Below are 22,374 nucleotides of genomic sequence, written 5' to 3' on the forward strand. Positions count from 1 at the left end.
TCCAACCCCGTTGAATCCTACTCCTTTCTTTGTAGATTGCGGTTTTTGGCTAGCCCACAGCTAAATGTCATGGAATCTTGATATTTGTACCAGGGAACAAAATGATGCTGATCAGCAATGTCATGTTTCCATGACATTGCGATCCCAGAAAAGCTTATAAATTCGTAATATAGTCAAAAAAGCTATAGGAAACACTTGATCCCTAGATATGCTTAGTGGTTAATATTGACTTAACAAACAGAACTTCTTCGATCCCAAAGAAATGCTAATTTTGGCATAACCAGGAATTTTAGAAGTTACCTCAATTTAAAAACAGATTAAAAAACTTAAAACTGGGCAAAACCAGGAGTCAGGAATAAGAAATTCATCTGGATGTGGATGACCTTTTATATAGCATTCTTTAACCAGGGGAAATCATTTACCGCTTACACTACTGGAGGCCAAATTAATGGCAAAAGAACGCCCGCCCCTAGAGGAGATGACCTTACGGCAACTACGAAAAGTTGCCAGCGAATATAGCATCTCTCGCTATAGCCGAATGCGTAAATCACAATTGCTGGCATCAATTTTAGAAGTCCAGCGAAGCAAAAGTTTGCTCAGTCCATCTCGTTCATTGGAGGCACAGGAAACCGTGGAAGCTGCTAAGTTTGAATTAGGTCAGGAAGATCGTACAGGTGGATCTCTAGCTGATGTTGATGAAGGACTCGCAGATTTGCCTTCTGGCTATGGTGAAAGCCGGATTGTCCTCTTACCGCGCGATCCACAGTGGGCTTACACTTACTGGGATATCCCCAATGAACATAAAGAGGAACTGCGCCGCCAAGGGGGACAACAACTCGCGCTACGGATTTATGATGTCACCGACATCAATATCGAATACCAAAGCCCTCACAGCATTCAAGAATATCCTGCTGATGAACTAGCTAGAGAATGGTATCTACCAGTTCCAGTTAGCGATCGCGATTATGTGATAGATATCGGCTATCGTGCTGCTGATGGTCGCTGGTTAGTACTAGCTCGTTCTGCTAGAGTACACATTCCCCCCGTCTATCCTTCAGACTGGATTGAAGATGTCTTCATCACTGTCAACTTTGAAGAAGATTTGCGCGGTAAGACTCAGTACGAACTAGTTCCCCCAGCCAAGAAGATTGCAGCTACAGCTACCGCCAATGGTGGTGTAAACACTAACGGCAATCCTATCTACGACCAAATCTTTGGTTTAGCCGAATCTGCCGAAGCGCTACGAGTCGCTGGTTCTATCTTCGGTTCTCAGCATCAAGTACCAGGTTCAGCGCGTCCTGAACAAGCCCTTAGTTCCTACATTTTCCCATCTGGTGTGGGTATGTGGGCAGTTCCCACCGTCTCAGGCTTAACCGCTTCCGGTGCAGGAATGTCAGGTGTTGGCTTCTCCGCTTCCGCCGTCCCAGTGCGTCCGCGCCAGTTCTGGTTAATTGCCGATGCTGAATTGATAGTTTACGGTGCAACCGAACCCGACGCTACCGTAACCATTGGTGGCCGTCCAATTCAGCTAAATCCAGATGGGACATTCCGCTTCCAAATGTCCTTCCAAGATGGTTTAATTGACTATCCAATTCTGGCTGTAGCTGCGGATGGTGAGCAAACTCGGTCAATTCAGATGAAATTTAATCGTGAGACACCATCTCGGAATACTAACACTAAAGAAGAAGCTGTTTTAGAATGGTTCTCTTAAGTTGTAGTTATTCAGATTAATTTCAGACTGAAATTTTAAAGCAAGAATTCAGAATCCAGAATCCAGAAATCATAATTAAGAAGCCATAATATCCTTGATTTTCTAATCATTCTGGATTCTGACTCCTGACTTCTGAATCCTTACATTTTAAATTATTCCCCGCTATAGTAATTCTGTAGCGGTTTTTTTTGCATTATTATGTCAACCAAAAAATTATTTTTGTTATTTATCTCGATAATTGGTGCAAGCTTGTTATCAGGTTGTCAACAGATTGAAGCAAATCCAGTCCCCAAAGCATCTAAAACTTGCCCTGGCAAAAATCCTAAATTCAGTATTGATTTTTTTAAAACTAATAATCAAGGTAAAAAAAATTCCAGAGGTATTAACAATGTGATTATTTTTAATCCCAAATCAGCAGAATTAGATTTCAAAGTTAATGTTGGTCTATCTCATAAACTTTACACCAAAGATGCCAGAGGGAAGGTGCGTAAAGAATACATTCCAAAACAGTTTCATCAACTCATCGGCGATGAAAATGCCAAATTAAACGGACAGCTACCGATTGCCGCAATTAATGCCGATTACATAGATACTGATAATAAGCCACAAGGTTTAAATGTCTCTCGTGGTATAGAATATTCAGGAGCGTTTAAAAACAAACGTTCTTCCTTTGGGATATCAGGAGGTACACCCAACCAAAGGCAGGCTACTATCCAAGCTGGTAGAAGAAAAAACGATATTCTCAATTACAATTTAGTAGGTGGTAATGGCAGATTCTATCGTCAGGGTAAGTTTAAAGATATTTGTCAAGATTTGGGAGAACTTGCTTGTAAAAATGCAACTAATCGCTCTCTGGCAGCTATCACTAGTCAAGGCTATGTAATACTATTAGTTAATGACTTGAAAGCTAATTCAGAGATTGAATTATCTCAACTTAATCAAGAGTTACTACCAGATATGTTTGATAATGTCTTACAAGGCATTGCTAACAATAACTGTTTAGGTAATATTCAAGAAGGAATTTTATTTGATGGAGGTATGTCTCCAGGATTGTATTATAACCAAAAAACTTATGTAGAAAATCTTGGGCCAATTGGTTCAGTTTTTTTGATCTATAAAAAATAAATAGAGTTTAAAATTATTAACCTTGGTAGGGGTAATTCATGAATTACCCCTACTTCTATTGTTAGTTGAGATGATAGATGGATTTACGTCGTGCTGTAGTAGGTTTACTTCCATATAGCTAAATTTTAAAATACTGACTCTTTGACTTTTTTCAAATTCTCAAGCTTATTTGGATTTACCCAACGATTGACAACTTCGTGGTTATGTTTGTATACCTTGATTTGTACTTGCTTAGAACTTAACTGAACTACTTCGGCGGGAATCCTTTGGACATCACTAGAATCCGCACGAGCTTTGTAAAGCCAAATGACTTTTTGTCCTACTTGAAAATAGTCAGGATTGTTATTTGAAGAAGGCATTTTTTCTGCCCAAGAAGGGAAAGCAATTACTAAGTTTATTAAAAGTACTAAGACTACTAGAGTGATTTGGAAAAGTTTCATGATCATTGCGCTTGTCTTAGGTCTGCTGGGACAATCAATCTGCTGATCTAGCATTTAGCTATTCTCCTTATTTGTTTTATCAAAGTTTAAAGATAGATACACCAAAATTTCTTTAGTAAATTTAGCGTTAGTTTAGTATTTAAATTTTGGCAAGACACCTACTTTTATCTCATACGCAAAACTACACGCTATAGGGATAATACGCTGCGGCTAGCTGTTGGAGAACTCGTAAAGTAGCTGCTTATCTAGGCTCCCTACGGGAGGCTACGCAAACGCGCAGCGTATCGCAGATAGACACTCCGCGCACCTTGCTTCGACCTAAGAGTATGCGTCTACATAAATTGCCCCTACTAAAAATAAAGATTTTCAATATTGTTGGTGTAAGTCTTGTAAAGTTCAAATCTCTACTGATTTCAGGATAAAGCGACTTATAGAATAAAATCAAATAGTCTTGTTTCTTGAAACGATAAATTAAAGTTATCGTAAGGTTGTGATGCTCTGATTTGAGTTCACGATCTCTATCTCAAGAGTAGTAGACGCAAAATAACATTTTGTCGTAAAAATTGTTACTATATGGTGCTTTCTGAACTTTAATATATATGACTCATAGTGTAAGCCGACTTATGGCAAAGCAAACTAATATTGGCAAACTAATTCGTGCCCTGCGGCAAGAGTTAAATCTGTCTAAAGAAAAGTTTGCTGCCGAATTTAGTGTTACTTTCCTAACAATTAACCCTTGCGAAATTAAGATGTAAGACCTTATCCCTTAAGAATACAGCGAATTAATAATCTACTCAAGGAGTTAAGTGAACCAAGTTAAATTCTTAAGAAAATAGACTCCCGAAAAGAGGAGTAGGCACTGTGAGTTCTAAATAAGAACTGACCTTCCTTGATAGCTTGGAATATCGGTCATATAAAGTTAACAATAGAAGAGAGCCAAAACAGCAACTTGCCCTAAAAGACGATTTCAATGCTTTGAAAAGTCATGGCAGAGCCTGTATGTAATTGTATATGCCTTTGCATATCCTCTAAAATGACTATTTAGGAGCATCAACGTCTAATTTAGAGGGAATTTTGGCAAAAAGACGACCACAGATATAGCTTTTAACCGACGCATGACCAACCGAGAGGAATTAATGAAGAACGAGTCAACGTCAGCAAGCAACGCCGACGTAAATTTCCTTATCGGCGGGGGTGAAATGGGTGCTAGGATGCGAGAATGGGACTGGTCAAAAAGCTCCCTTGGCCCAACACAGCAGTGGCCACAGAGTTTAAAGACTGCCGTGCGAATTATGCTGACTTGCCGCCAACCTATGTTTGTTTGGTGGGGCGAAGAACTCATAAACCTTTATAATGACCCTTATAAGGCTATTATTGGTGGCAAACATCCAGAAGCACTTGGGCAGCCAGCTTCCTGCGTGTGGCGGGAAATATGGGATCAGGTTGGCCCTCGAGCAGAATCAGCGATGTTGAAGAACGAGGGTACTTATGACGAAGCGCTACTGCTAATTATGGAGCGCAACGGCTATCCAGAAGAAACCTACTATACTTTTTCATACAGCCCAGTTCCTAATGACCAGGGCGAAACAGGCGGTATAATCTGTGCCAATACAGACGACACTCAGCGCATCATTGGTGAACGTCAGTTAGCACTTTTGCGCGAACTAGCGGCTAGGACGGCAGACGCAAGGACATTCGATCAAGCCTGTACACTAAGTGCAAATTGTCTGGAAAGCAACCCTTACGATTTGCCTTTCGCAATGATTTATCTGGTTGATCCAGATCAGCAACAAGTTTTTCTGGCTGGAACGTGCCGCATCGGGCAGAATCATGTAGCAGCACCTGAAACAGTCGATCTTGATTCTGATTGCGTTTGGCCATTTGCGGAAGTGATCGAAACGCATCAGGCAAAACTAATTTCTAATTTGGAAGTGTCTTTTAGTAGCTTACCCTGTGGTGTTTGGGAGCGATCGCCCCATCAAGCGATCGCAGTACCAATTGCACCATCCGGTCAGACCGGAAAAGCTGGTATATTAATTGCTGGGTTGAATCCCTTCAGGCTATTCGACGATAATTATAGAAGATTCTTTGATTTAGTTGCGGCTCAAATTGCAGCCAGCATTGCCAACGCCCAAGCTTACGAGGAAGAACGCAAACGCGCCGAAGCCTTAGCAGAAATTGATCGCGCTAAAACTGTTTTTTTTAGCAACGTCAGCCACGAGTTTCGTACCCCTCTAACCCTCATGTTGGGCCCATTAGAGGAAACCTTAGCTAATTGCGCCAGCCTACTGCCAGCCAACGAACGAGAGCAGTTAGAAATGGTGCAACGGAATGGACTCCGCCTGCTAAAACTGGTTAACAGTCTGCTAGATTTCTCGCGCATCGAAGCGGGAAGGGTTCAAGCTTCTTATGAACCCACCGATTTGGCCACTTTCACCGCCGAACTAGCTAGTGTATTTCGTTCAGCAGTAGAGCGTGCAGGGATAGAATTATCGGTCAATTGTCCTTCCCTTTCAGCAGCAGTGTATGTAGATCGGGAAATGTGGGAAAAGATTGTTCTTAACCTGCTCTCCAATGCCTTCAAGTTCACGATGACTGGAAAAATCGCGGTAAGCTTGCAGTGGGCAAACGACCATATTGAGTTTGCAGTCAAAGACACAGGAATAGGTATCCCAGCAGAAGAAATTCCCCATCTTTTTAAACGATTCCACCGCGTCAAAGGGGCGCAAGGACGAACTTTTGAAGGGTCAGGAATTGGATTATCACTGGTGCAAGAATTGGTGCAAATGCATGGCGGAACAGTCAAAGTAACCAGTGTTCTAGGAGCAGGAAGTTGCTTTACTGTATCAATTCCAACGGGATATGCTCATTTGCCTCCAGCCCGGATTAGCGCCCCTCGAACCTTAGCTTCAACTGCCTTAGGTGCAATCCCTTATCTAGAAGAAGCTCTGCGTTGGCTACCCGAAGAAGGGAATAGGGAACAGGGAATAGGGAATAGGGAGGAATCTTACCTGTCACCTGTCACCTATAACCTGTCACCTTCTTCTCCCCGAATTCTCCTGGCTGACGATAACGCAGATATGCGTGATTATGTCAAGCGGCTGTTAAGTCAGCAGTATGAGGTGGAATCAGTGGCGGACGGTTTAACGGCTTTGGATTCTGCCCGTGGGCGTGTCCCAGATTTGGTACTGACGGACGTAATGATGCCTGGATTAGATGGCTTTGGACTGCTGCAAGAATTACGGGCCAATCCGCAAACGAAAAAAGTTCCCATCATTCTGCTGTCGGCGCGGGCGGGGGAAGAGGCACGGGTGGAAGGTTTAGAAGCGGGAGCCGATGATTACTTAATTAAACCGTTCTCGGCTCGGGAATTGTTAGCACGGGTGGAGGCAGCTCTAAAAATGGCTCGTCTCCGCGAGGAGGCAATGCAACGAGAGCAAGGGCTACGCATTGAAGCTGAGGTCGCAAAAGCACACTTAGAAACTGTCCTCGCTGGCATCCAAGACCAATTTTTTGTGTTGGATCGGAACTGGAATTACACCTTTGTCAACGATCGCGTAGCAGAAATTGTGGGCATCCAAAAGGAAGAGTTGCTAGATCGGATCATTTGGGAAGTGTTTCCAGACGTGGCCAAAAGCGAGTTTTATACCCAGGTTCATCGGGCGATGGCAGAACAGACGGTTGTTCAGTTTGAATACTTCTATCCTACTTGGCAACGCTGGTTTGAGAATCGCATCTACCCCTTTGCTGACGGAGTAAGCATCTTTGTTACAGATATCAGCGATCGCAAACAGGCAGAGAAAGCACTTCGTGAAAGCGAAGAACAGTTCCGCAACATGGCTGACAATGCCCCCTTCATGGTTTGGGTAACAGATACCAATAACTATTGCACCTATCTGAGCAAAAGCTGGTATGACTTTACCGGTCAAAGAGAAGAAACGAGTCTGGGATTTGGCTGGTTGAACGCCGTACATCCAGAAGATTGCGATGAGGTTAGGAATATTTTCCTGGAAGCTAGCAAGCGGTGTGAGGCTTTCCGCATGGAGTACCGCTTGCAGCGCAAAGACGGCGAGTATCGCTGGACAATCGATGCTGCTAATCCTTGGTTTGGGGTGGACGGTCAATTTAAAGGTTACATTGGCTCAGTGATTGACATTACAGAACGCAAGACAGCAGAAGCCGAACGCGATCGTCTCCTGGAACTTGAACAAGCTGCTAGAACTGAAGCCGAAACAGCCAACCGGATTAAAGATGAGTTTTTAGCGGTACTTTCCCATGAATTGCGATCGCCTCTCAATCCCATTCTTGGTTGGGCAAGACTCTTACAAACCCGTGAATTTCAGCCAGCAGAGATCAAAAAAGCGATTGCAACCATCGAGCGCAATGCTAAATTACAAGCTCAACTCATTGAAGATTTGCTTGATGTCTCTCGGATATTACAAGGCAAGCTCAATCTGAAGATGTTTCCCGTCAACCTAGTACTGGTGATTGAGGCGGGGTTGGAGACAGTACGTTTGGCAGCAGAGGCTAAAGATATTCAAATTCAGACAATTCTAGATGCTTCTTTGGGGCAAGTTTTAGGTGATTCCGATCGCTTGCAACAAGTAATTTGGAATCTGTTATCGAATGCCGTCAAATTCACTCCTGAAGAAGGAAAAATTAATATTCAACTGGAACGCATTGATTCTCAAGCTCAGATTACCGTCAGCGACACAGGTAAAGGGATCAGCCCTGAATTTCTCCCTCATGTATTTGAATATTTTCGTCAAGCTGATGGCACAACAACCCGAAGGTTTGGTGGTTTGGGGTTAGGGTTAGCAATTGTCCGTCATTTAATAGAATTACATGGTGGCACGATTTGGGCAGAAAGTTTAGGGGAAGGGCAAGGAGCTATTTTTAGAGTTAGGCTACCCCTGATCAAAAAAGAGTTAACTCCAAAACAACATATAAACATTGATCCTTTAAATGTTTCTTCTACAGATGAAATCCTTACAGGTACTCAAATATTAGTTGTAGACGATGACGATGATACCCGTGAGTTTCATACATTTGTGCTAGAACAGGCTGGGGCAAGGGTAATTGCTGTGGCATCAGCAAAAGAAGCACTGCAAGCATTGGCAGAGTCAGAACCAGATATTTTGCTCAGTGATATTGGAATGCCAGAGACAGATGGCTATATGCTAATGCGCCAAATTAGAGCATTGCAGCTAAAGCAAGCTAAACAGATTCCCGCGATCGCTTTAACTGCTTATGCTGGAGAAATCAACCAGCAACAAGCGATCGCATCAGGATTTCAAAGGCATCTGTCTAAACCCGTTGAACCAGATGAGTTAGTCAAGGCAATTGCAACTCTGATTGGTAGGAATGGCTGAGTTTCTAACAAGCAGGGGGCAGGGGGCAGGGGGAAAGAGGGTTATTGCACAGATGCGGTAATCATAACTAATTAACCGGATATGATATCAGCGATCGCTAAGATTGATAATCAGCAAAAAACTATTGAAAAATAAGCAAGGAGGCAGGGAGTAAAGAGCAAGAGTAATCACACCCATACTCCAATACGGTTCAGTTAAGGCTTAACGCTTTGTCAAAGTCAATTTTTTTAACGAACCGCTAAGGACGCAAAGGAAGAAATAAGGAAGAAATAAGAGACTTGTCGGGTAATAACAAAAAAATGGCTGTAAAGATTACCAGGCAAAGGTTACAGTCATTCCTGTAAGAAATACTATAAACGCTTACTATATAAGGCTTTCAAAAATTTATCATCCTATTTCCCGACAACTCTAAGGAAGAAATTCTTAACTGAACTGTACTGACCCATACTCCGCCTTGCTTCGCAGAAGGAAACAAGGGTCATTTCCCCCTGCCCGAATAAGTCTTTAAGCGAACATGATATGACTCATGACTAATCCTCTAGGAAATCAGGCAGCGTTGTCACTTCAAACCAATATTCTACTAGCATCTGAATATCTCGTTTCAGTTGAGCAAAATTGATTGGCTTAACAATATAGCTGTTGACACCGTATTGATAACATACTTCAATATCTTTGGGATTGTTAGAGGTAGTAAACACCACCACCGGAATCATTTTCAAGCTGTCATCCTGTTTAATCCGGCGCAACACTTCTCGTCCATCGGTTCCGGGCAGGTTCAAATCAAGGACAATCAAGCCGGGACGGGGCGCACTTTCGCGCTCAACATACCTACCAGTCCGATAAAGAAATGCTAAGGCTTGTTCCCCATTTACACACCGTTTGATGGCGATCGCAACGGAAGATCGCCCTAGAAATCGTTGCAGTGCCTCAAAGTCTTCGTTGCTATCCTCCACAATTAAAAGTACGGGCGTTTGCTGGATTGGGGAGACTGAAATACGAGTCATCTATTTGCCTCCGCCGACAGGGTAAAGTAAAATGTGCTGCCAATAGTTGGCATAGATTCCACCCAAATCCTACCACCGTGCCGTTCCACAATTTTGCGGGCAATGGTTAACCCTACGCCAGTCCCACCTCCAAAGTCGTCCCGCCCATGTAAGCGGCGGAAGATTTGAAAGATTTTGTCAAGATGTTCTTCTGAAATGCCAATGCCATTATCACGAACGTAGAAAGTCAGAGAAGTGGGAGAAATTTTGCTTTCGCTATTTCCTTCAACGCAACCAATTTCAACCCACTTTTGCGGTTTATCATTGTACTTAATGGCGTTGCTGATTAGGTTGCTGAAGAGTTCATTAATCTGAGCGCGATCGCATTGAACGCTTTTCAGGGGTTGAGGAATACGAAAATCGACTTCGCTTTGGGGACGGGCAATGGTCAAAGTGCCGATTACCTGTTGCACTAAGTCATTCAGATTCACTGGTTGCCGGATCAGTTCGGCGCGTCCCAAGCGGGAGAAATGGAGGAGTGAGTTGATCAAGTCTTCCATTCGCTGCGTCAGGCGCACCAGAGTTTGGAGTTTGGCAATTCCATCGTTATCCAATACGTCTGCATAGTCTTCCATTAAGAAGTTGGCATAGTTGTGAATGCCCCGCAGAGGTTCCTTCAAGTCATGAGAGGCAACGTAGGCAAAGGAATCGAGTTCTTCGTTACTCCGTTGTAATTCAAAATTCATCGATGCCAGTTTGTCTGCCTGGCGCAACACAACACCCACAACCAGGCTTCGCAGTTCAGTAACCGCTTCAACTTCGCAAGGTTTCCAAGGTAGGGCACATCCTTTCACCGTTTCTTGCCACAATGCAAAAGATTTGCGAGGAGACATCCGTAAACTACCATCTGAGAGAACTTCTACAGGTTTGTTGGGGTTGCCGCCCCAATTCACACTTTGAATTACTTCTGGACGAAACCAGAGAATGTAATTGTGATGAACTCTAGAAATTTCCAGGGCTAACACTCCACTGGCGATCGCTTGATATGACTCGGCGGCAGGATAATTTTTCGTGAGCGATCGCGACTCAAACAAGTTATGATAAAAGTGCGGTTTAATCCAATCGAGTAAGGCATGAACCTCTTCCTGAGATGGTGTTTTACCTACTTGAATGCACTGGTCGCCACTGCATATCGCTGCTCCTGTGGCTGTAACCAGATTAAGTAATTGAGATTTTAGTTGCACCATACCATCCAGAAAATACTCAGCCTGAGATAACTCTTCAACAAATTGAGTTTGCAATGATTTCAATTGGCTTTTGTAATCAATGTCTTCACTCGCTTCTTTGTTTGCCAGTTCCACAGACATCACCTGTCCAATGAACTCGCACACAGTGCGAATATTGTAAGAAATATATTTGGGTGAAGAATGATGACAGGCAATCAATCCCCAAAGCTTTTTTTCGTGCATCAGAGAAATAGACATAGAGGCAGTAACGCCCATATTTTGTAGATACTCTAGATGAATCGGAGAAACACTCCGCAACACCGATAGACTCAGATTGAGGGGTTGATTTGTCAAAGGATTGTTCGCTGGAATTAAGGCGACAGGCTGGTAACTGGCATCGGGAATCAGCCGCAGCCAGTTCAGAGTGTATAACTGTCGGGCTTGCTTGGGAATGTCAGAGGGTGGATAGTGCAAGTCCAGATAAGGCGTTTCCTGATTGGTGTCTTCAGCGATGACGCTGCCTGCCCCTTCTTGATCAAATTTATAGACCATGACGCGTTCAAAGCCAGTGATTCGCCGGACTTCTGTCACCACAATCTGGCACATTTCCAGTAGTGTGGGTGCTTTTTGAATGCGGGTTATTGTTCCTCTTACCTGTTGATAGAAGTCGAAAAAGGTTATTTGTCCCTTCGCTTGTTTCGGCTCTAATTCCAGAATAATGATATTATCTAAACGATGTACAATACCATCAAAATAGATTGATTTATTTAGGCGCTTAATAGAAAAATTGAGGGGATTGATGCTCTCAAAATCCTCTGCCAGACATTGTTGAATCAGCTTAATCTGCTTGGCATTGAATAAGTATGACAGAGGCTTGCCCAGCAATTCTTCCGGTTGACGGGCAACAACTTCCTGGCTATTGCTACTTACCTGAAGGATTTCCAGGGTAGGATCTTGTAAAACCAGTAAAACTCCGTGAGGCTGGATCAGATCTGGAATGTGGATCGGTTCGCGATCGCAGTTCGTTAAATCAATCGTCTCATCAGTCATTCTTAGCTTCTCAAACTCCTTATTGGAACTCTAAATTGAGTATTGGATATTGGAAGATTTAAATATGAGTGAAAGTGGAAATTTGCTAAAAAATATTGATACTAAAAATTATTTATTTTAACCAGTTTAGCTTTTTAATTATATTTAACTTACTAAATAACTTACACTAAAAAGTCTGGTCTTCGCTTAATGTTTCAATCAACAAATCCACCTGCTGCTGTCGCTGCTGCAAAAAACTTTCACACTGACGCAAATACTCAACAGCACTTGCAAATTGGTCAAATACCGCTTCTAATTCTAACTCACCCGCCTCAATGCGAGTAATAATTCCCTCTATTTCAGCAACCTTCGCCTCATAATTCCAACCTTCCATCGAATCAGAACTAGAAGCACTTTTACGTTTAACCATTAATTTCTCCGTGTCCTCTGCGCCTCTGCGGTTCGTTTACTTCTACGGTTTGTTTACTTCTACAACCTTCACTCTAACCCCACCCTCCCCCAACTGAATCAACAAATCTTCTCCCACAGCCAACTCCGCCGCCGAACGAGCGATCGCGCCATCTTCCCTTCTCACCACCGCATAACCACGCTGTAACACAGCTTTCGGGTCAAGACTAGCCAACTTTTGCCGCAATAACTCTAAATGCTGCCTTGCTTGCTGCGATCGCCCCGTCGTAATTTGCACCAAATGCTGACGCTTCCAAGCTAACTTTTCCACCTCCTGCTGCACTTGCCGATCTAACCGCAAACGTCGCAAACGATTCCGTAATCCTTGCAGTTTATTCTCAGCATTTTCCCCAGAGTCATGTACCGCCTCATATAAAGCCACAACTCGCTGCCGATGCTCAGTATACAACTCTGAAAGTGCTGGTACAACTCTTTCTGCTGCCGCCGTGGGTGTATGCACACAGACATCTGCAACTAAATCCGCCAAAGATTCATCTCTTTGATGACCGATACCAGTAATTACCGGAATAGAACAACTAGCAAGCGATCGCACCACTCGTTCATCATTAAAGCAAGCTAACTCTTCCACCGCGCCACCACCCCGCGATAAAATTAGCACTTCGGCGCGTCCATCTTTTTCCACCCGCTCAATTGCTTTGACGATAGATTCAGGAGCTTGCTCACCTTGTACTGTCGCTGGAGAAAATAAAACGTGTAAACCTGGATACCTTTGTCTGAGAGTTTTTTGAATATCACCCCAAGCAGCAGCCGTTGGGGAAGTGACAACAGCGATCGTTTGAGGGTGGATGGGGAGCGATCGCTTTCTTTGCGCGTCGAATAACCCCTCAGCCAGCAAACGATTTTTGAGTTGTTGATAGCGTAGCGCCTGTAAACCAACACCAGCAGGTAAAGTCTGCCAAACTGATAACTGATACTCTCCCCGTTGCGGATACACGCGAATACTACCCAAAATAATTATTTGCTCACCAGCAACTGGCATTTGGGCGAGTTTTGGCAATTGGCTATTCCATACCACACATTTAATGCCGGCAGTGCGATCAGGATCTTGCAGTGTAAAAAATAAACCGCTGCGATGGTGGTTAGCACTAGAAACTTCGCCAGTTACCCAAACTTGCCGCAATTGTTCATCTTGCTCTAACAGCAAACGGATATAGTCAGTTAATCCAGAAACTGAAAGCGCTGTATCAAGAATCAAAGAGTCGGGAAGGTCGAAAATCATCTAAAGATGCCTGAAAGCATTTGTGCTGGAGAGATTCTAGCATTTTAATGAAAACCAAAGGTTAACCTAATAAACGCTTCAATCTTTTATAGACATCATCATCATTGCGCTTACCGACTAAAATCACTTCTATTAAATCGTGATCGGGAAAATACCTGTAAATAATTCGATATTCATCACTATCAACTCGATGTAAACCCTGATAACCAGATAGCTGCTCACTATCAGAGGGTAAAGGCTCAACATTCAAAGCCAAAACCTTTTTTGCAATCTGTGCTGCTATTTTAGGCTGTAAACCGTTCAGAAAATCAAGAACAGTTGCTAGACCATCAAGCTTCGCCATTAGCTAAATGCTCTAATGCAGATGTAAAAACCTCTGTACCAATCATTTTAGACTGGCTCAGAGCAACTTCAGCAGCTTGACCAAAAACCATATCCTCTAATTCTTCCAGCCGATTCATTAATTTTTGGTAGCTATCGGCTGAAATAATCACATGGCTAGGCCGTGATTGTTTAGTGAGTAGAACTGGCTCAGTAGCAGCCTTATCAAAAACCTCACCGTGTTTGTTACGAGCATCTGTGAGAGTATAGGTCTGCATAGACATTTTGACTATTTTAGACATTTTGACTATATTCTAGCAAACAAATCTTCTCATTTCAATTCTGGCTTAAGAGTATTTGCTGCTAGTTTATATAAATAGATAAGTAGTATAAAGCTTTGAAAATCCCGTGACCGTTAGCCATCAACATCTTCGCCTTACCCGATATGCTGATTGGCAGCGATCGCTAATACTCACAAGTAGGGTTCTACTGACAGGGTTGTTTAGGTAATTTATTTTTTCTTTGAAAACCCTTGCTTACCCAGCCAAAAAAAGCTATCTCTGAATGCAAGTTGGTATCATTGTGCAAAACTACCCTAATCTGGTAGCGATCGAGTTACGATCTTGTCACACCCTTTTTTGATTTGAGAAGTCCTATTCCAGAATTTTCTGGTTAAAATAGTATATCTGTTCTACTCAAGCTCCGAAACCAACACTCCTTAAAACCATATATTTAGATTAGAGGCATTAGAGGCAGAAATGGCTATCAACACCGATACTTCCGGCAAGCAAAAAGCACTGACTATGGTGCTAAACCAGATTGAGCGCAGCTTTGGTAAAGGGGCAATCATGCGCCTGGGCGACGCTACCCGGATGCGGGTGGAAACAATTTCTAGTGGGGCACTTACCCTAGATTTAGCATTGGGTGGTGGTTTACCCAAGGGGCGGGTAATAGAAATTTATGGGCCGGAAAGTTCCGGTAAGACTACAGTAGCGCTACATGCGCTCGCCGAAGTGCAAAGAAATGGCGGTATTGCTGCCTTTGTTGATGCTGAACACGCCCTTGATCCTACTTATGCTGCGGCATTGGGTGTAGATATTGACAATTTGCTGATTTCTCAACCTGACACTGGCGAATCAGCTTTGGAAATTGTCGATCAGCTTGTGCGTTCTGCTGCGGTTGATATTGTAGTCATTGATTCAGTAGCTGCACTGGTTCCCCGTGCTGAAATTGAAGGCGATATGGGTGATGCCCACGTTGGCTTGCAAGCGCGATTAATGAGCCAAGCTCTACGTAAAATTACGGGTAATATTGGTAAATCTGGTTGTACCGTAATTTTCATCAACCAATTACGGCAAAAAATCGGTGTTACTTACGGTAGCCCAGAAACTACTACTGGTGGTAATGCATTGAAATTTTACGCTTCGGTGCGCTTGGATATTCGTCGGATTCAAACCTTGAAAAAAGGTACAGATGAATATGGTAATCGCGTTAAAGTCAAAGTCGCCAAAAATAAAGTAGCGCCGCCTTTTAGAATAGCGGAATTTGACATTATTTTTGGTAAAGGTATTTCTACCTTGGGTTGTGTTGTTGACCTAGCAGAAGAAACTGGCATTATTATCCGTAAAGGAGCTTGGTATAGTTACAACGGCGATAATATCTCCCAAGGACGAGACAACGCCATTAAGTATCTAGAAGAAAAGCCTGAATTCGCTGAAGAAATTAAGAAACTGGTGCGTGAAAAGCTAGATAAAGGCGCCGTTGTTTCTGCTAACTCTGTAGCTAAAACCAGTGAAGAAGATGAAGAGGAAGATGTCGATTTAGAGCCAGAAGAATAAGGAATGTGGATTTATTAATCTGCAATTTTGAATATGTAGTGGGTTACAAAAATAGCTAACCCACTTTTTGTAAAGGATTGATCAGTTATTCGTTAGACATTTCTAGTTCTAATCAGGTAAAATTAGGGGCACAACAATTAACATTGTTGTGCCCCTACAAATTGTATATATTTCACCCAATTGAAAGTTATGGCAATTTTCAATTTTTTAACTGGGATTTTATGGTATTTGTCTGCTAAAAAAGCGGTCTAAAATTTCTGATTTCTGTTCTGAACTGAAGTTGTCATAATAATGTTCAAGTTTTTCAAATAATCGGGAATTTCGGAAAATCTCTAAATTATCATCTACTTTCTCAGGTATACATTTTTGTTTATCACGCGGGAAAGAAAGTATTTCTACTTGATTGTCATTTTTACGATGCACAAGCTGCATCAATAACTCCATTGCTACAGTTGGCAAAACACGGCACGTATAATTCACAAAAAAATCAAAAGTCATATTGCCTAGACGGATGCGATCGCCATCTTCGAGCTTGATCGGCTCTAAAGCGCGATCGCCATTCACAAATGAACCATTGGTACTGTTGAAGTCTATGAAGTAAAAGCCTTGATCGTTAATATATTGAATAGCCGCGTGGCGACGAGACATGTAGTTATCAGCAATGCAAATACCACTGTTCTGATTACGACCTATTGTCCATATCTGCTGTGGCTGTCGTAAACTTTGGGTCTGATTGTCACATAAGTTAGTCATCAAATAAACAGTAGACGTATCCACTACACCATGTACGTAACGTACCTTCATCTTTTTCAACGACGGTTGAGATAGGTTTTCTAGCTGAAGAATTTCATCTAGAAGGCTGCTGTGGTGTTCATACAATTTAAGGAATACTTGATATAAAGTTAATCGCCGTTCTATTTCTGTTTGTGCAAAGTCAGCCATGATATATAAACCTTGTATTGCCTGATTTCGGTTGTGACTATTCTGCTTCAGCCTACTATCAGGGATAATTAATTAATTTTTCACTTTCTACTGCCATCTGAAAACTTGAGTGGCTTAAGAGCGTTATATTTTACAGCTTTTACTTACCAGAACCCCTGTCGTTTATAGCAATAAAGAGCATATAAATACTAAGGAAAAACTATTGTGATGCTTTATTGTTTATTGTAAATAATCATTTGTTATTTGTAACAGATGATTATTATAAAGATTTGATTAAGAATTGCCAATCATCACCGTATTTTTGCTAGATATTGGGATATTTCTTAATATTTGCAAGAGTGATGGCTATCGAGCAAAACAACTATAAAAATTCTGAGCTGTTCATAATAAACCAATACGCGCTCTGAATAAATCTAAGTTTTATCAAGAAAAATAAGAGTTAATTTATCAAGCCAATAAAAAATCGAAGCCTTGTGAAACAATACAGTTTCAACTAAGACTTGCTCCTCTTTAAACCTCATTAAAAAGTAGGGAAATAATCTAGAAGCCAGTAGCTTGCTCTGGCTCCAAAATCTCAACTTTCAACTTACAATAAGCCTCGTTTACCATTGGGGCGGATGGTCATCCAATTTGTTTTTGCTAGTGCTAGCTGCTCATCAGAAATCTTGGCACTAGTGAGATTAGCACCACATAGATTAGCTCCTCGCAGGTTAGCATTGCTGAGATAAGCATTACTGAGGTCTGCACCTCGCAGGTCTGCCCCTTCTAAATCAGCATGGTTAAAGTATGCTTTGGTCAAATTAGCATCCTTGAGATTTGCTTTACTAAGGCTGGCTCTGCCAAAGTCACTATTGTGAAGATTAGCTCCCTGGAGGTTAGTTTTTTTGAATTGAGTGGAATGGAAATTTGTTCCTGATAAGTCAGCACCTTGCAGGTTCAACAAACTTAAATTGTGAAGAGCAAAATCTCGTCTTCCCTTTTGATAGGCGGTTAACAAACTTTGGGTATCTAGCTTACGCTCAACTTTAGAAATTTGAACTTGCGAACCATTACTGTTGCTGTTAGCTAAAGTGGTTGATTTGCCCATCCCAGAACCCTGGTGTGATCCAGCAGCTTCTGCTGCCTTAGCTCGTCTGGCACGAATTGCTGCCGCTACCTGTGCCACTCCTGCACTGGTGGCAGCAACAGAAGAGTTGTTACATAAAACAGCAGAATTTTCCAGGTAGTTGTGTGTTCGCTCTTTAGACCCAGTATCTGATTTAATCAGTAAACCCTTCGCTAAACTTTCTAAGTATGGTTCTATTTCCAATGCTCTAAGAACTTCTGCGGCTGACTGATAGCGATTACGTACAGAAACCTCTAACATCTTTCGTAATACATTGCTCAAGTGATCGCTCACTTGCACAAGTTGCTCCCATATCATCTCGCCAGTGTTGGGATTGTAATCTAAATCTTTAGGAGTTTTGCTAGTCAGTAAATAAATACATGTCACCCCCAGAGCATAAATATCACTGGCATAGACTGGACGCATAGCCATTTGCTCTGGAGGTGCAAAACCAGGAGTACCAATCGCATAAGCAGTTAATGCTGTTTGCCCTGATTGACTGATTGCGCCTTGGGTGACTTGGTTTTTGACGGCACCAAAGTCGATAAGTACCATCCTGGCATCTTGAGTGCGACGAATTAAGTTGGCTGGCTTGATATCACGATGGATTACCTTTTGCTCGTGAATGTATTGGAGGAGTGGTAGAATCTCGCTTAAGAATTGCTTGACTCCAGTTTCGGTCAAGATGCCGTTAAGTTTGACCTCCTCCTGCAAGGTATCACCACTGATATATTCTTGAACTAAGTAGAATTGTTCATGATCTTCAAAATAGTCTAGCAACCTTGGTACTTGGGGATGATTGCCAATCTTACCTAGAGTTTTGGCTTCTCGTTCAAAGAGTTCTCTGGCCATCTGTAAAACGTGTGGGGCGCTTCCTGATGGGCGTAATTGTTTGATTACGCAACTCGGTTCTCCTGGTAAGCCTTGATCGTTGGCTAAGAAGGTTGCTCCAAAGCCACCTTGACCTAATGGTTTGATCACCTGATAGCGATCGCGCAACAGTAGTTGCGAGCCACAAGACTGACAACTTTGGCTATTTACCAAATTTTCTGGATTGGGACAGATAGGATTTAAGCAGTAGCTCATGCTCTGTCAACTCGCTGCACGAATAATCACGGGGAGAGTTACACTCTCTTTCAATTATTTAGACATTAATCAATTCTTGCCAGGTAATTTTTGCTGGAAATCCTTTGAAGAGTTCCTAAAGTTTACCTGGTATTACGTAAATTGTCGCAAAAATAATGCAATTGATTATACTTATATTAATAAATGTTTGAGTTACTTGTTTACATTGCTAGAACAGGGTAAAGTCTCAGACTTTGAATCCAAAATCCCAGTTCCACTCGAAACACACCAAAGTTGCCATCCAAAATTCAACCAAAATTGGTATTAGAGGGCAGTGCCCATCCTACAAAAATCGCTGTAGGATTTTGGATGCCCGAATTTGGAGGCAATTTAGAATTATCTCCATTAGTTTTTAACAGACTATTTAGCTGGCTTTCATATTCACACTAATTAGCTGTTCGATAAGTGCAAAAACATCACTGCGGCTGAGTTTCTCTTTGCCATTAGCAAGAGCATCAAGGGTGCCATTAGCCAAGGTTAAGGGAATTTGGCAAAAATCTAAGGCTGGGCCGGTAGGAAGGTCTTTGGTGTAAGCTTCTGCCAGAGCCAGATTGCGCCGCGCATACTCTTGCATATTTTCCGCACTCCAGCCTTCTGGAAAAAAGTCTACCCCACGCCTTAAATCTTCAGTGTGGTTACGCAGGATATTAACTGCTTGCAAACCGCGACCAAACCCAATCGCCTGGGTACGGTTCGTTTGTGTTCCATCGTACCAAGTCCATAAGTCCGAAAGTAACAATCCCACTGCGCCTGCAACCCCAAAGGTATAACGATCCAAATCAGATTCTGTATAAATTTTCCAGTTTCTTTCTGCCCAGTAAGCCATTCGGTCTGACATTGCAGCAGTGGCATCCCAAATTCGAGGTGCAATAGTCTCAGGTGCTAGCAGCAACCATTCTCTAATTCTCAGAGTGACTTCTTCTAAGGTATTTTCATACCCATTAAATTCTGTAAAGAAAGCCTCTACTGCGAAGCCATCAACCCCTGCCTGTAATGTCAGGCTAATGCTTCTTAACAGCTTTGCTTTAGTTGCATTATCTATTTCGCGATGATCTTCAATTTCATCAATGGCACGCATACACAAATATGCTGATGCTACTGCTTCTTGTAATCCTGGCGGTAAAAGACTAATTGGGATATAAAAAGTTCGGCTAGTTTCCTTGAGGATTTGCAATGCATCTCTACGTAAATTCATGTTTCCACTCCCCGATTGATTTTTGCACCACATGAAGTTTGCAGTTTTTTTGATGATACTGGATATAGTTTTAACTAAACCTTAAAAACTATAGACTATGAGATACGCTAGTATTTCATCTAAAAATTAATAGTTTTTGGTGTTGCAATTAACAAAACTCTCAAATTTATCAAAGTCTAGTCTAGTATATAGGCTTTTGGTTGCAAAAATATGTAAGGTGTTGTTTGATATAGCTTTCATAAAGTTTTAGTGTAGATATAAAGAATTATGCTAATATTTAGTTGATTAGCATCAAATTTTCTCCATGAGCAAACATCCCTTTTAGGGATTTATAAAGTGTTTTAAGTCTGCGTTAATCTGACTAACTCAGTGGCTCAAATTGTCCTTGTCTGGGAAAGTGTAGACACACACCTGGATCAAAATCGGTCAACGGTGCTTTCTTCAGGATTTCTACGTTAGTTAGTCTACCCAGGTGTAATACTTCTAACTCCTGCTACATCTTATGTATTGATTTTAGGTCTGGAGGAAAAATATAGCTGTCAAGTAGTTCCAAGTCGCAGTTAATGTTTTCTTGGGTAGCGATCGCCTTTCTTCTGTAGTATCAATTACTGTTGTATAATTTTGGGCAACAAATTTTACACCCTCTTTGCCTTGCATTTGCTCCAGCTAGTGGTAGCAATAATTCAGTAACCTCGATAAGTGGGCCATTGCTCTTGCTGTTTGACTGCCATCAATAAGACTATCATCCAGCACGACCACTGATTATTTTACCTGCGTCGGTTAAAGCACTTGACATCCATGCTATCCCAGCACCGACAACGCACACATCTGCATGAGTATTTTCGGTAAGTACAGGTTGAACTAGGACTGCTGCCGTTATCATCCCAACATAAATAGTTTTACCAGCGTCGTTTTGCATATTTTTCTGAGTTTTAAGCCTAACTTATCTGCTGGAAATACAGTTATAAAGGTCAGACTAATGAAAAGGTAATCTTAAACCAAATAATTCTGCACACTTCATTTTACTCTACTCTACACCGTATTTTTTTTGCCTTGTTACTGATGGTATTTGGTATTTAAATCGCAAAATTGTAAGGGCACAAATATATTGCGCCCCTATGTGTGTGATCTATATATTTAATTGAAAGTCGATTAATGTTTGGATTACACTTTCACTTAGTTTACCCAACCCAACTATGCTTGAATGATGAAGTCGGAGGCAGTAAGAGTGGGCGCACCAGTAAGTTGTGCAAATTGACCTCCAGTGCCGAAACCAGCAGCGCTACCATTTTGATTGTATAGTAACTGTCCAGTCATAGAGTCGTAGACAATCACAGCATTGCTAAGTGCCCCTAAACTGGTGATTTGAAAATTACTAGCGTTACTAAAACCCGTTCCTACAAAAGAAGTAATGGCACTAAAAGTAGTTTTATCCAGAACAATCTTGTCACCATCAGAGTGATTGAAGTCAGCGATGGTATCAATACCCACAGTAGTGCTAGTAAAGGCAGCAGTGGTATTGTAGACAAAAGCATCAGCACCACTACCACCGATGAGAATATCATTGCCTATTCCACCAATGAGAAGATCATCACCAGCACCACCCCGCAGTAAATCATTACCACTGTTGCCATTGATGGTATCATTGCCCCCTTGACCATTAATCACATCGTTGGAGTTGTCAAAACCGACGATGTTATTGTTCAATTCATTGAGAAAGGTGACGGTGTTTCTGTTGAAAATGCTCGTTTGAGTAGAGTTGGCATTAATCACATCAAAGCTGTCAGAAACACTTACTTGTCCGTCGAATATGATATTACCGATGGCGGGTCTTGTTGCCAATGCACTTACGTTCTCCAAGTTTTCTAACTTAAAGTTTTGCAGAGTAACTTTGGTATTAGCCACGCCTTCAAAAGTAACTTCTAAGTCATTGCTATTTTGAGTTAATTGCAGATTTATCGCAGTTAACCCAGTCCCAACAAATTGCAAGGTATCTACTTTGGCAATCACCGCAGATGGAGGGTTTGAGTTAGTACCTATACCGCCAAAGTCTGTGATGATGTCATTGCCATTGTTTAGCTGTGTAATAAAGATGTCATTGCCAGCAGTGCCATTGATAATTTGAATTTTGGGTTTAACTATGCCATTAATAGCAAAGTCAAAAGAGCTTTCATCACTATCGTTGTTGCCTAAAATCAGAGTGCCACCATAGGTTCCAGGTGTAGTGGTGTTGAGTGCCACTGTGATGGTGGTG

At 42.0% G+C, this 22,374-nt stretch carries 18 protein-coding genes; 5 read left to right on the top strand and 13 right to left on the bottom strand.

All coding sequences use genetic code 11. The annotated features are described in order from the left end of the window. The first annotated feature begins 448 nt into the window (after nucleotides 1-448). Both H6G86_RS25865 and H6G86_RS25870 read left to right on the top strand, forming a co-directional pair. A complete protein-coding gene (locus tag H6G86_RS25865; RefSeq protein ID WP_190936704.1) occupies nucleotides 449-1,711 on the top strand; it encodes a DUF4912 domain-containing protein in 1,263 nt (420 codons plus the stop codon). A 198-nt stretch (nucleotides 1,712-1,909) separates the two neighbouring features. Beyond that, nucleotides 1,910-2,836 (top strand): phosphodiester glycosidase family protein, encoded by a 927-nt coding sequence (locus H6G86_RS25870; RefSeq protein WP_190936705.1) that lies wholly within the window; start codon nucleotides 1,910-1,912, stop codon nucleotides 2,834-2,836. Nucleotides 2,837-2,961: 125 nt separating this feature from the next. On the opposite strand, the gene H6G86_RS25875 is transcribed toward H6G86_RS25870, so the two are convergent. Then, the gene (locus H6G86_RS25875) at nucleotides 2,962-3,330 is read right to left on the bottom strand and encodes a hypothetical protein (RefSeq protein ID WP_242064973.1); all 369 of its coding nucleotides are present in this window, start codon (nucleotides 3,328-3,330) and stop codon (nucleotides 2,962-2,964) included. A 545-nt stretch (nucleotides 3,331-3,875) separates the two neighbouring features. On the opposite strand from H6G86_RS25875, the gene H6G86_RS25880 reads away from it, so the two are divergent. Further along, entirely contained in the window at nucleotides 3,876-4,031 is a 156-nt protein-coding gene (locus tag H6G86_RS25880; RefSeq protein ID WP_190936706.1) for a helix-turn-helix domain-containing protein, read from the top strand. 381 nt (nucleotides 4,032-4,412) lie between these two features. Continuing rightward, the gene (locus H6G86_RS25885; protein ID WP_190936707.1) at nucleotides 4,413-8,648 is read left to right on the top strand and encodes an ATP-binding protein; all 4,236 of its coding nucleotides are present in this window, start codon (nucleotides 4,413-4,415) and stop codon (nucleotides 8,646-8,648) included. Nucleotides 8,649-9,178: 530 nt separating this feature from the next. Here the strand turns inward: H6G86_RS25885 and H6G86_RS25890 are convergent. The 6 genes from H6G86_RS25890 to H6G86_RS25915 all read right to left on the bottom strand — a co-directional run bounded on the left by H6G86_RS25890 (nucleotide 9,179) and on the right by H6G86_RS25915 (nucleotide 14,217). After that, nucleotides 9,179-9,652, bottom strand: a complete 474-nt coding sequence (locus tag H6G86_RS25890; protein ID WP_190936708.1) for a response regulator — start codon at nucleotides 9,650-9,652, stop codon at nucleotides 9,179-9,181. Next, nucleotides 9,649-11,907: an ATP-binding protein gene (locus H6G86_RS25895; RefSeq protein ID WP_190936709.1), complete on the bottom strand. Its 2,259-nt coding sequence runs from the start codon at nucleotides 11,905-11,907 to the stop codon at nucleotides 9,649-9,651. Before H6G86_RS25895 ends, H6G86_RS25890 begins: the two co-directional genes overlap by 4 nt. Nucleotides 11,908-12,073: 166 nt before the next feature. Continuing rightward, the gene (gene xseB, locus H6G86_RS25900) at nucleotides 12,074-12,316 is read right to left on the bottom strand and encodes an exodeoxyribonuclease VII small subunit (protein WP_190936710.1); all 243 of its coding nucleotides are present in this window, start codon (nucleotides 12,314-12,316) and stop codon (nucleotides 12,074-12,076) included. Between the two features lie 42 nt (nucleotides 12,317-12,358). Next, nucleotides 12,359-13,594, bottom strand: a complete 1,236-nt coding sequence (xseA, locus tag H6G86_RS25905) for an exodeoxyribonuclease VII large subunit (RefSeq protein WP_190936711.1) — start codon at nucleotides 13,592-13,594, stop codon at nucleotides 12,359-12,361. A 61-nt stretch (nucleotides 13,595-13,655) separates the two neighbouring features. Beyond that, complete coding sequence (locus H6G86_RS25910; protein ID WP_190936712.1) at nucleotides 13,656-13,937, bottom strand: type II toxin-antitoxin system RelE family toxin; 282 nt, start codon at nucleotides 13,935-13,937, stop codon at nucleotides 13,656-13,658. Beyond that, the gene (locus H6G86_RS25915; protein ID WP_242064975.1) at nucleotides 13,924-14,217 is read right to left on the bottom strand and encodes a type II toxin-antitoxin system Phd/YefM family antitoxin; all 294 of its coding nucleotides are present in this window, start codon (nucleotides 14,215-14,217) and stop codon (nucleotides 13,924-13,926) included. Before H6G86_RS25915 ends, H6G86_RS25910 begins: the two co-directional genes overlap by 14 nt. 456 nt (nucleotides 14,218-14,673) lie before the next feature. Here H6G86_RS25915 and recA point away from each other — a divergent pair, with 456 nt between their 5' ends. Then, nucleotides 14,674-15,753, top strand: coding sequence for a recombinase RecA (gene recA / locus H6G86_RS25920; RefSeq protein WP_190936713.1), 1,080 nt, complete (start codon nucleotides 14,674-14,676; stop codon nucleotides 15,751-15,753). 219 nt (nucleotides 15,754-15,972) lie between these two features. Here recA and H6G86_RS25925 read toward each other — a convergent pair whose 3' ends face one another. The 6 genes from H6G86_RS25925 to H6G86_RS25950 all read right to left on the bottom strand — a co-directional run. Beyond that, the gene (locus tag H6G86_RS25925) at nucleotides 15,973-16,695 is read right to left on the bottom strand and encodes an FHA domain-containing protein (RefSeq protein WP_190936714.1); all 723 of its coding nucleotides are present in this window, start codon (nucleotides 16,693-16,695) and stop codon (nucleotides 15,973-15,975) included. A gap of 586 nt (nucleotides 16,696-17,281) precedes the next feature. After that, nucleotides 17,282-18,886, bottom strand: coding sequence for a serine/threonine-protein kinase (locus H6G86_RS25930; RefSeq protein ID WP_190936715.1), 1,605 nt, complete (start codon nucleotides 18,884-18,886; stop codon nucleotides 17,282-17,284). Nucleotides 18,887-19,289: 403 nt separating this feature from the next. After that, nucleotides 19,290-20,120, bottom strand: coding sequence for a squalene/phytoene synthase family protein (locus tag H6G86_RS25935; protein ID WP_163937748.1), 831 nt, complete (start codon nucleotides 20,118-20,120; stop codon nucleotides 19,290-19,292). A 513-nt stretch (nucleotides 20,121-20,633) separates the two neighbouring features. Continuing rightward, the gene (locus H6G86_RS25940; RefSeq protein WP_190936716.1) at nucleotides 20,634-20,777 is read right to left on the bottom strand and encodes a hypothetical protein; all 144 of its coding nucleotides are present in this window, start codon (nucleotides 20,775-20,777) and stop codon (nucleotides 20,634-20,636) included. Nucleotides 20,778-20,862: 85 nt separating this feature from the next. After that, nucleotides 20,863-21,039 carry a hypothetical protein gene (locus tag H6G86_RS25945; protein ID WP_190936717.1) on the bottom strand — a complete coding sequence of 59 codons (177 nt, stop codon included), beginning with the start codon at nucleotides 21,037-21,039 and terminating at the stop codon, nucleotides 20,863-20,865. 275 nt (nucleotides 21,040-21,314) lie between these two features. Next, nucleotides 21,315-22,374, bottom strand: a 1,060-nt coding sequence (locus H6G86_RS25950) for a calcium-binding protein (RefSeq protein ID WP_190936718.1), incomplete at its 5' end; no start/stop codon positions are given.

The organism is Nostoc sp. FACHB-133 (genome assembly GCF_014698055.1).
In the GTDB taxonomy this organism is placed as follows: domain Bacteria; phylum Cyanobacteriota; class Cyanobacteriia; order Cyanobacteriales; family Nostocaceae; genus Nostoc.

Bases quoted from the DNA above. Each gene is read 5' to 3' on its own strand.
- H6G86_RS25865 (WP_190936704.1), top strand. From the start codon at position 449: ATGGCAAAAGAACGCCCGCCCCTAGAGGAGATGACCTTACGGCAACTA.
- H6G86_RS25870 (WP_190936705.1), top strand. From the start codon at position 1,910: ATGTCAACCAAAAAATTATTTTTGTTATTTATCTCGATAATTGGTGCA.
- H6G86_RS25875 (WP_242064973.1), bottom strand. From the start codon at position 3,330: ATGCTAGATCAGCAGATTGATTGTCCCAGCAGACCTAAGACAAGCGCA.
- H6G86_RS25880 (WP_190936706.1), top strand. From the start codon at position 3,876: ATGACTCATAGTGTAAGCCGACTTATGGCAAAGCAAACTAATATTGGC.
- H6G86_RS25885 (WP_190936707.1), top strand. From the start codon at position 4,413: ATGAAGAACGAGTCAACGTCAGCAAGCAACGCCGACGTAAATTTCCTT.
- H6G86_RS25890 (WP_190936708.1), bottom strand. From the start codon at position 9,652: ATGACTCGTATTTCAGTCTCCCCAATCCAGCAAACGCCCGTACTTTTA.
- H6G86_RS25895 (WP_190936709.1), bottom strand. From the start codon at position 11,907: ATGACTGATGAGACGATTGATTTAACGAACTGCGATCGCGAACCGATC.
- xseB (WP_190936710.1), bottom strand. From the start codon at position 12,316: ATGGTTAAACGTAAAAGTGCTTCTAGTTCTGATTCGATGGAAGGTTGG.
- xseA (WP_190936711.1), bottom strand. From the start codon at position 13,594: ATGATTTTCGACCTTCCCGACTCTTTGATTCTTGATACAGCGCTTTCA.
- H6G86_RS25910 (WP_190936712.1), bottom strand. From the start codon at position 13,937: ATGGCGAAGCTTGATGGTCTAGCAACTGTTCTTGATTTTCTGAACGGT.
- H6G86_RS25915 (WP_242064975.1), bottom strand. From the start codon at position 14,217: ATGTCTAAAATAGTCAAAATGTCTATGCAGACCTATACTCTCACAGAT.
- recA (WP_190936713.1), top strand. From the start codon at position 14,674: ATGGCTATCAACACCGATACTTCCGGCAAGCAAAAAGCACTGACTATG.
- H6G86_RS25925 (WP_190936714.1), bottom strand. From the start codon at position 16,695: ATGGCTGACTTTGCACAAACAGAAATAGAACGGCGATTAACTTTATAT.
- H6G86_RS25930 (WP_190936715.1), bottom strand. From the start codon at position 18,886: ATGAGCTACTGCTTAAATCCTATCTGTCCCAATCCAGAAAATTTGGTA.
- H6G86_RS25935 (WP_163937748.1), bottom strand. From the start codon at position 20,120: ATGAATTTACGTAGAGATGCATTGCAAATCCTCAAGGAAACTAGCCGA.
- H6G86_RS25940 (WP_190936716.1), bottom strand. From the start codon at position 20,777: ATGCAAGGCAAAGAGGGTGTAAAATTTGTTGCCCAAAATTATACAACA.
- H6G86_RS25945 (WP_190936717.1), bottom strand. From the start codon at position 21,039: ATGCAAAACGACGCTGGTAAAACTATTTATGTTGGGATGATAACGGCA.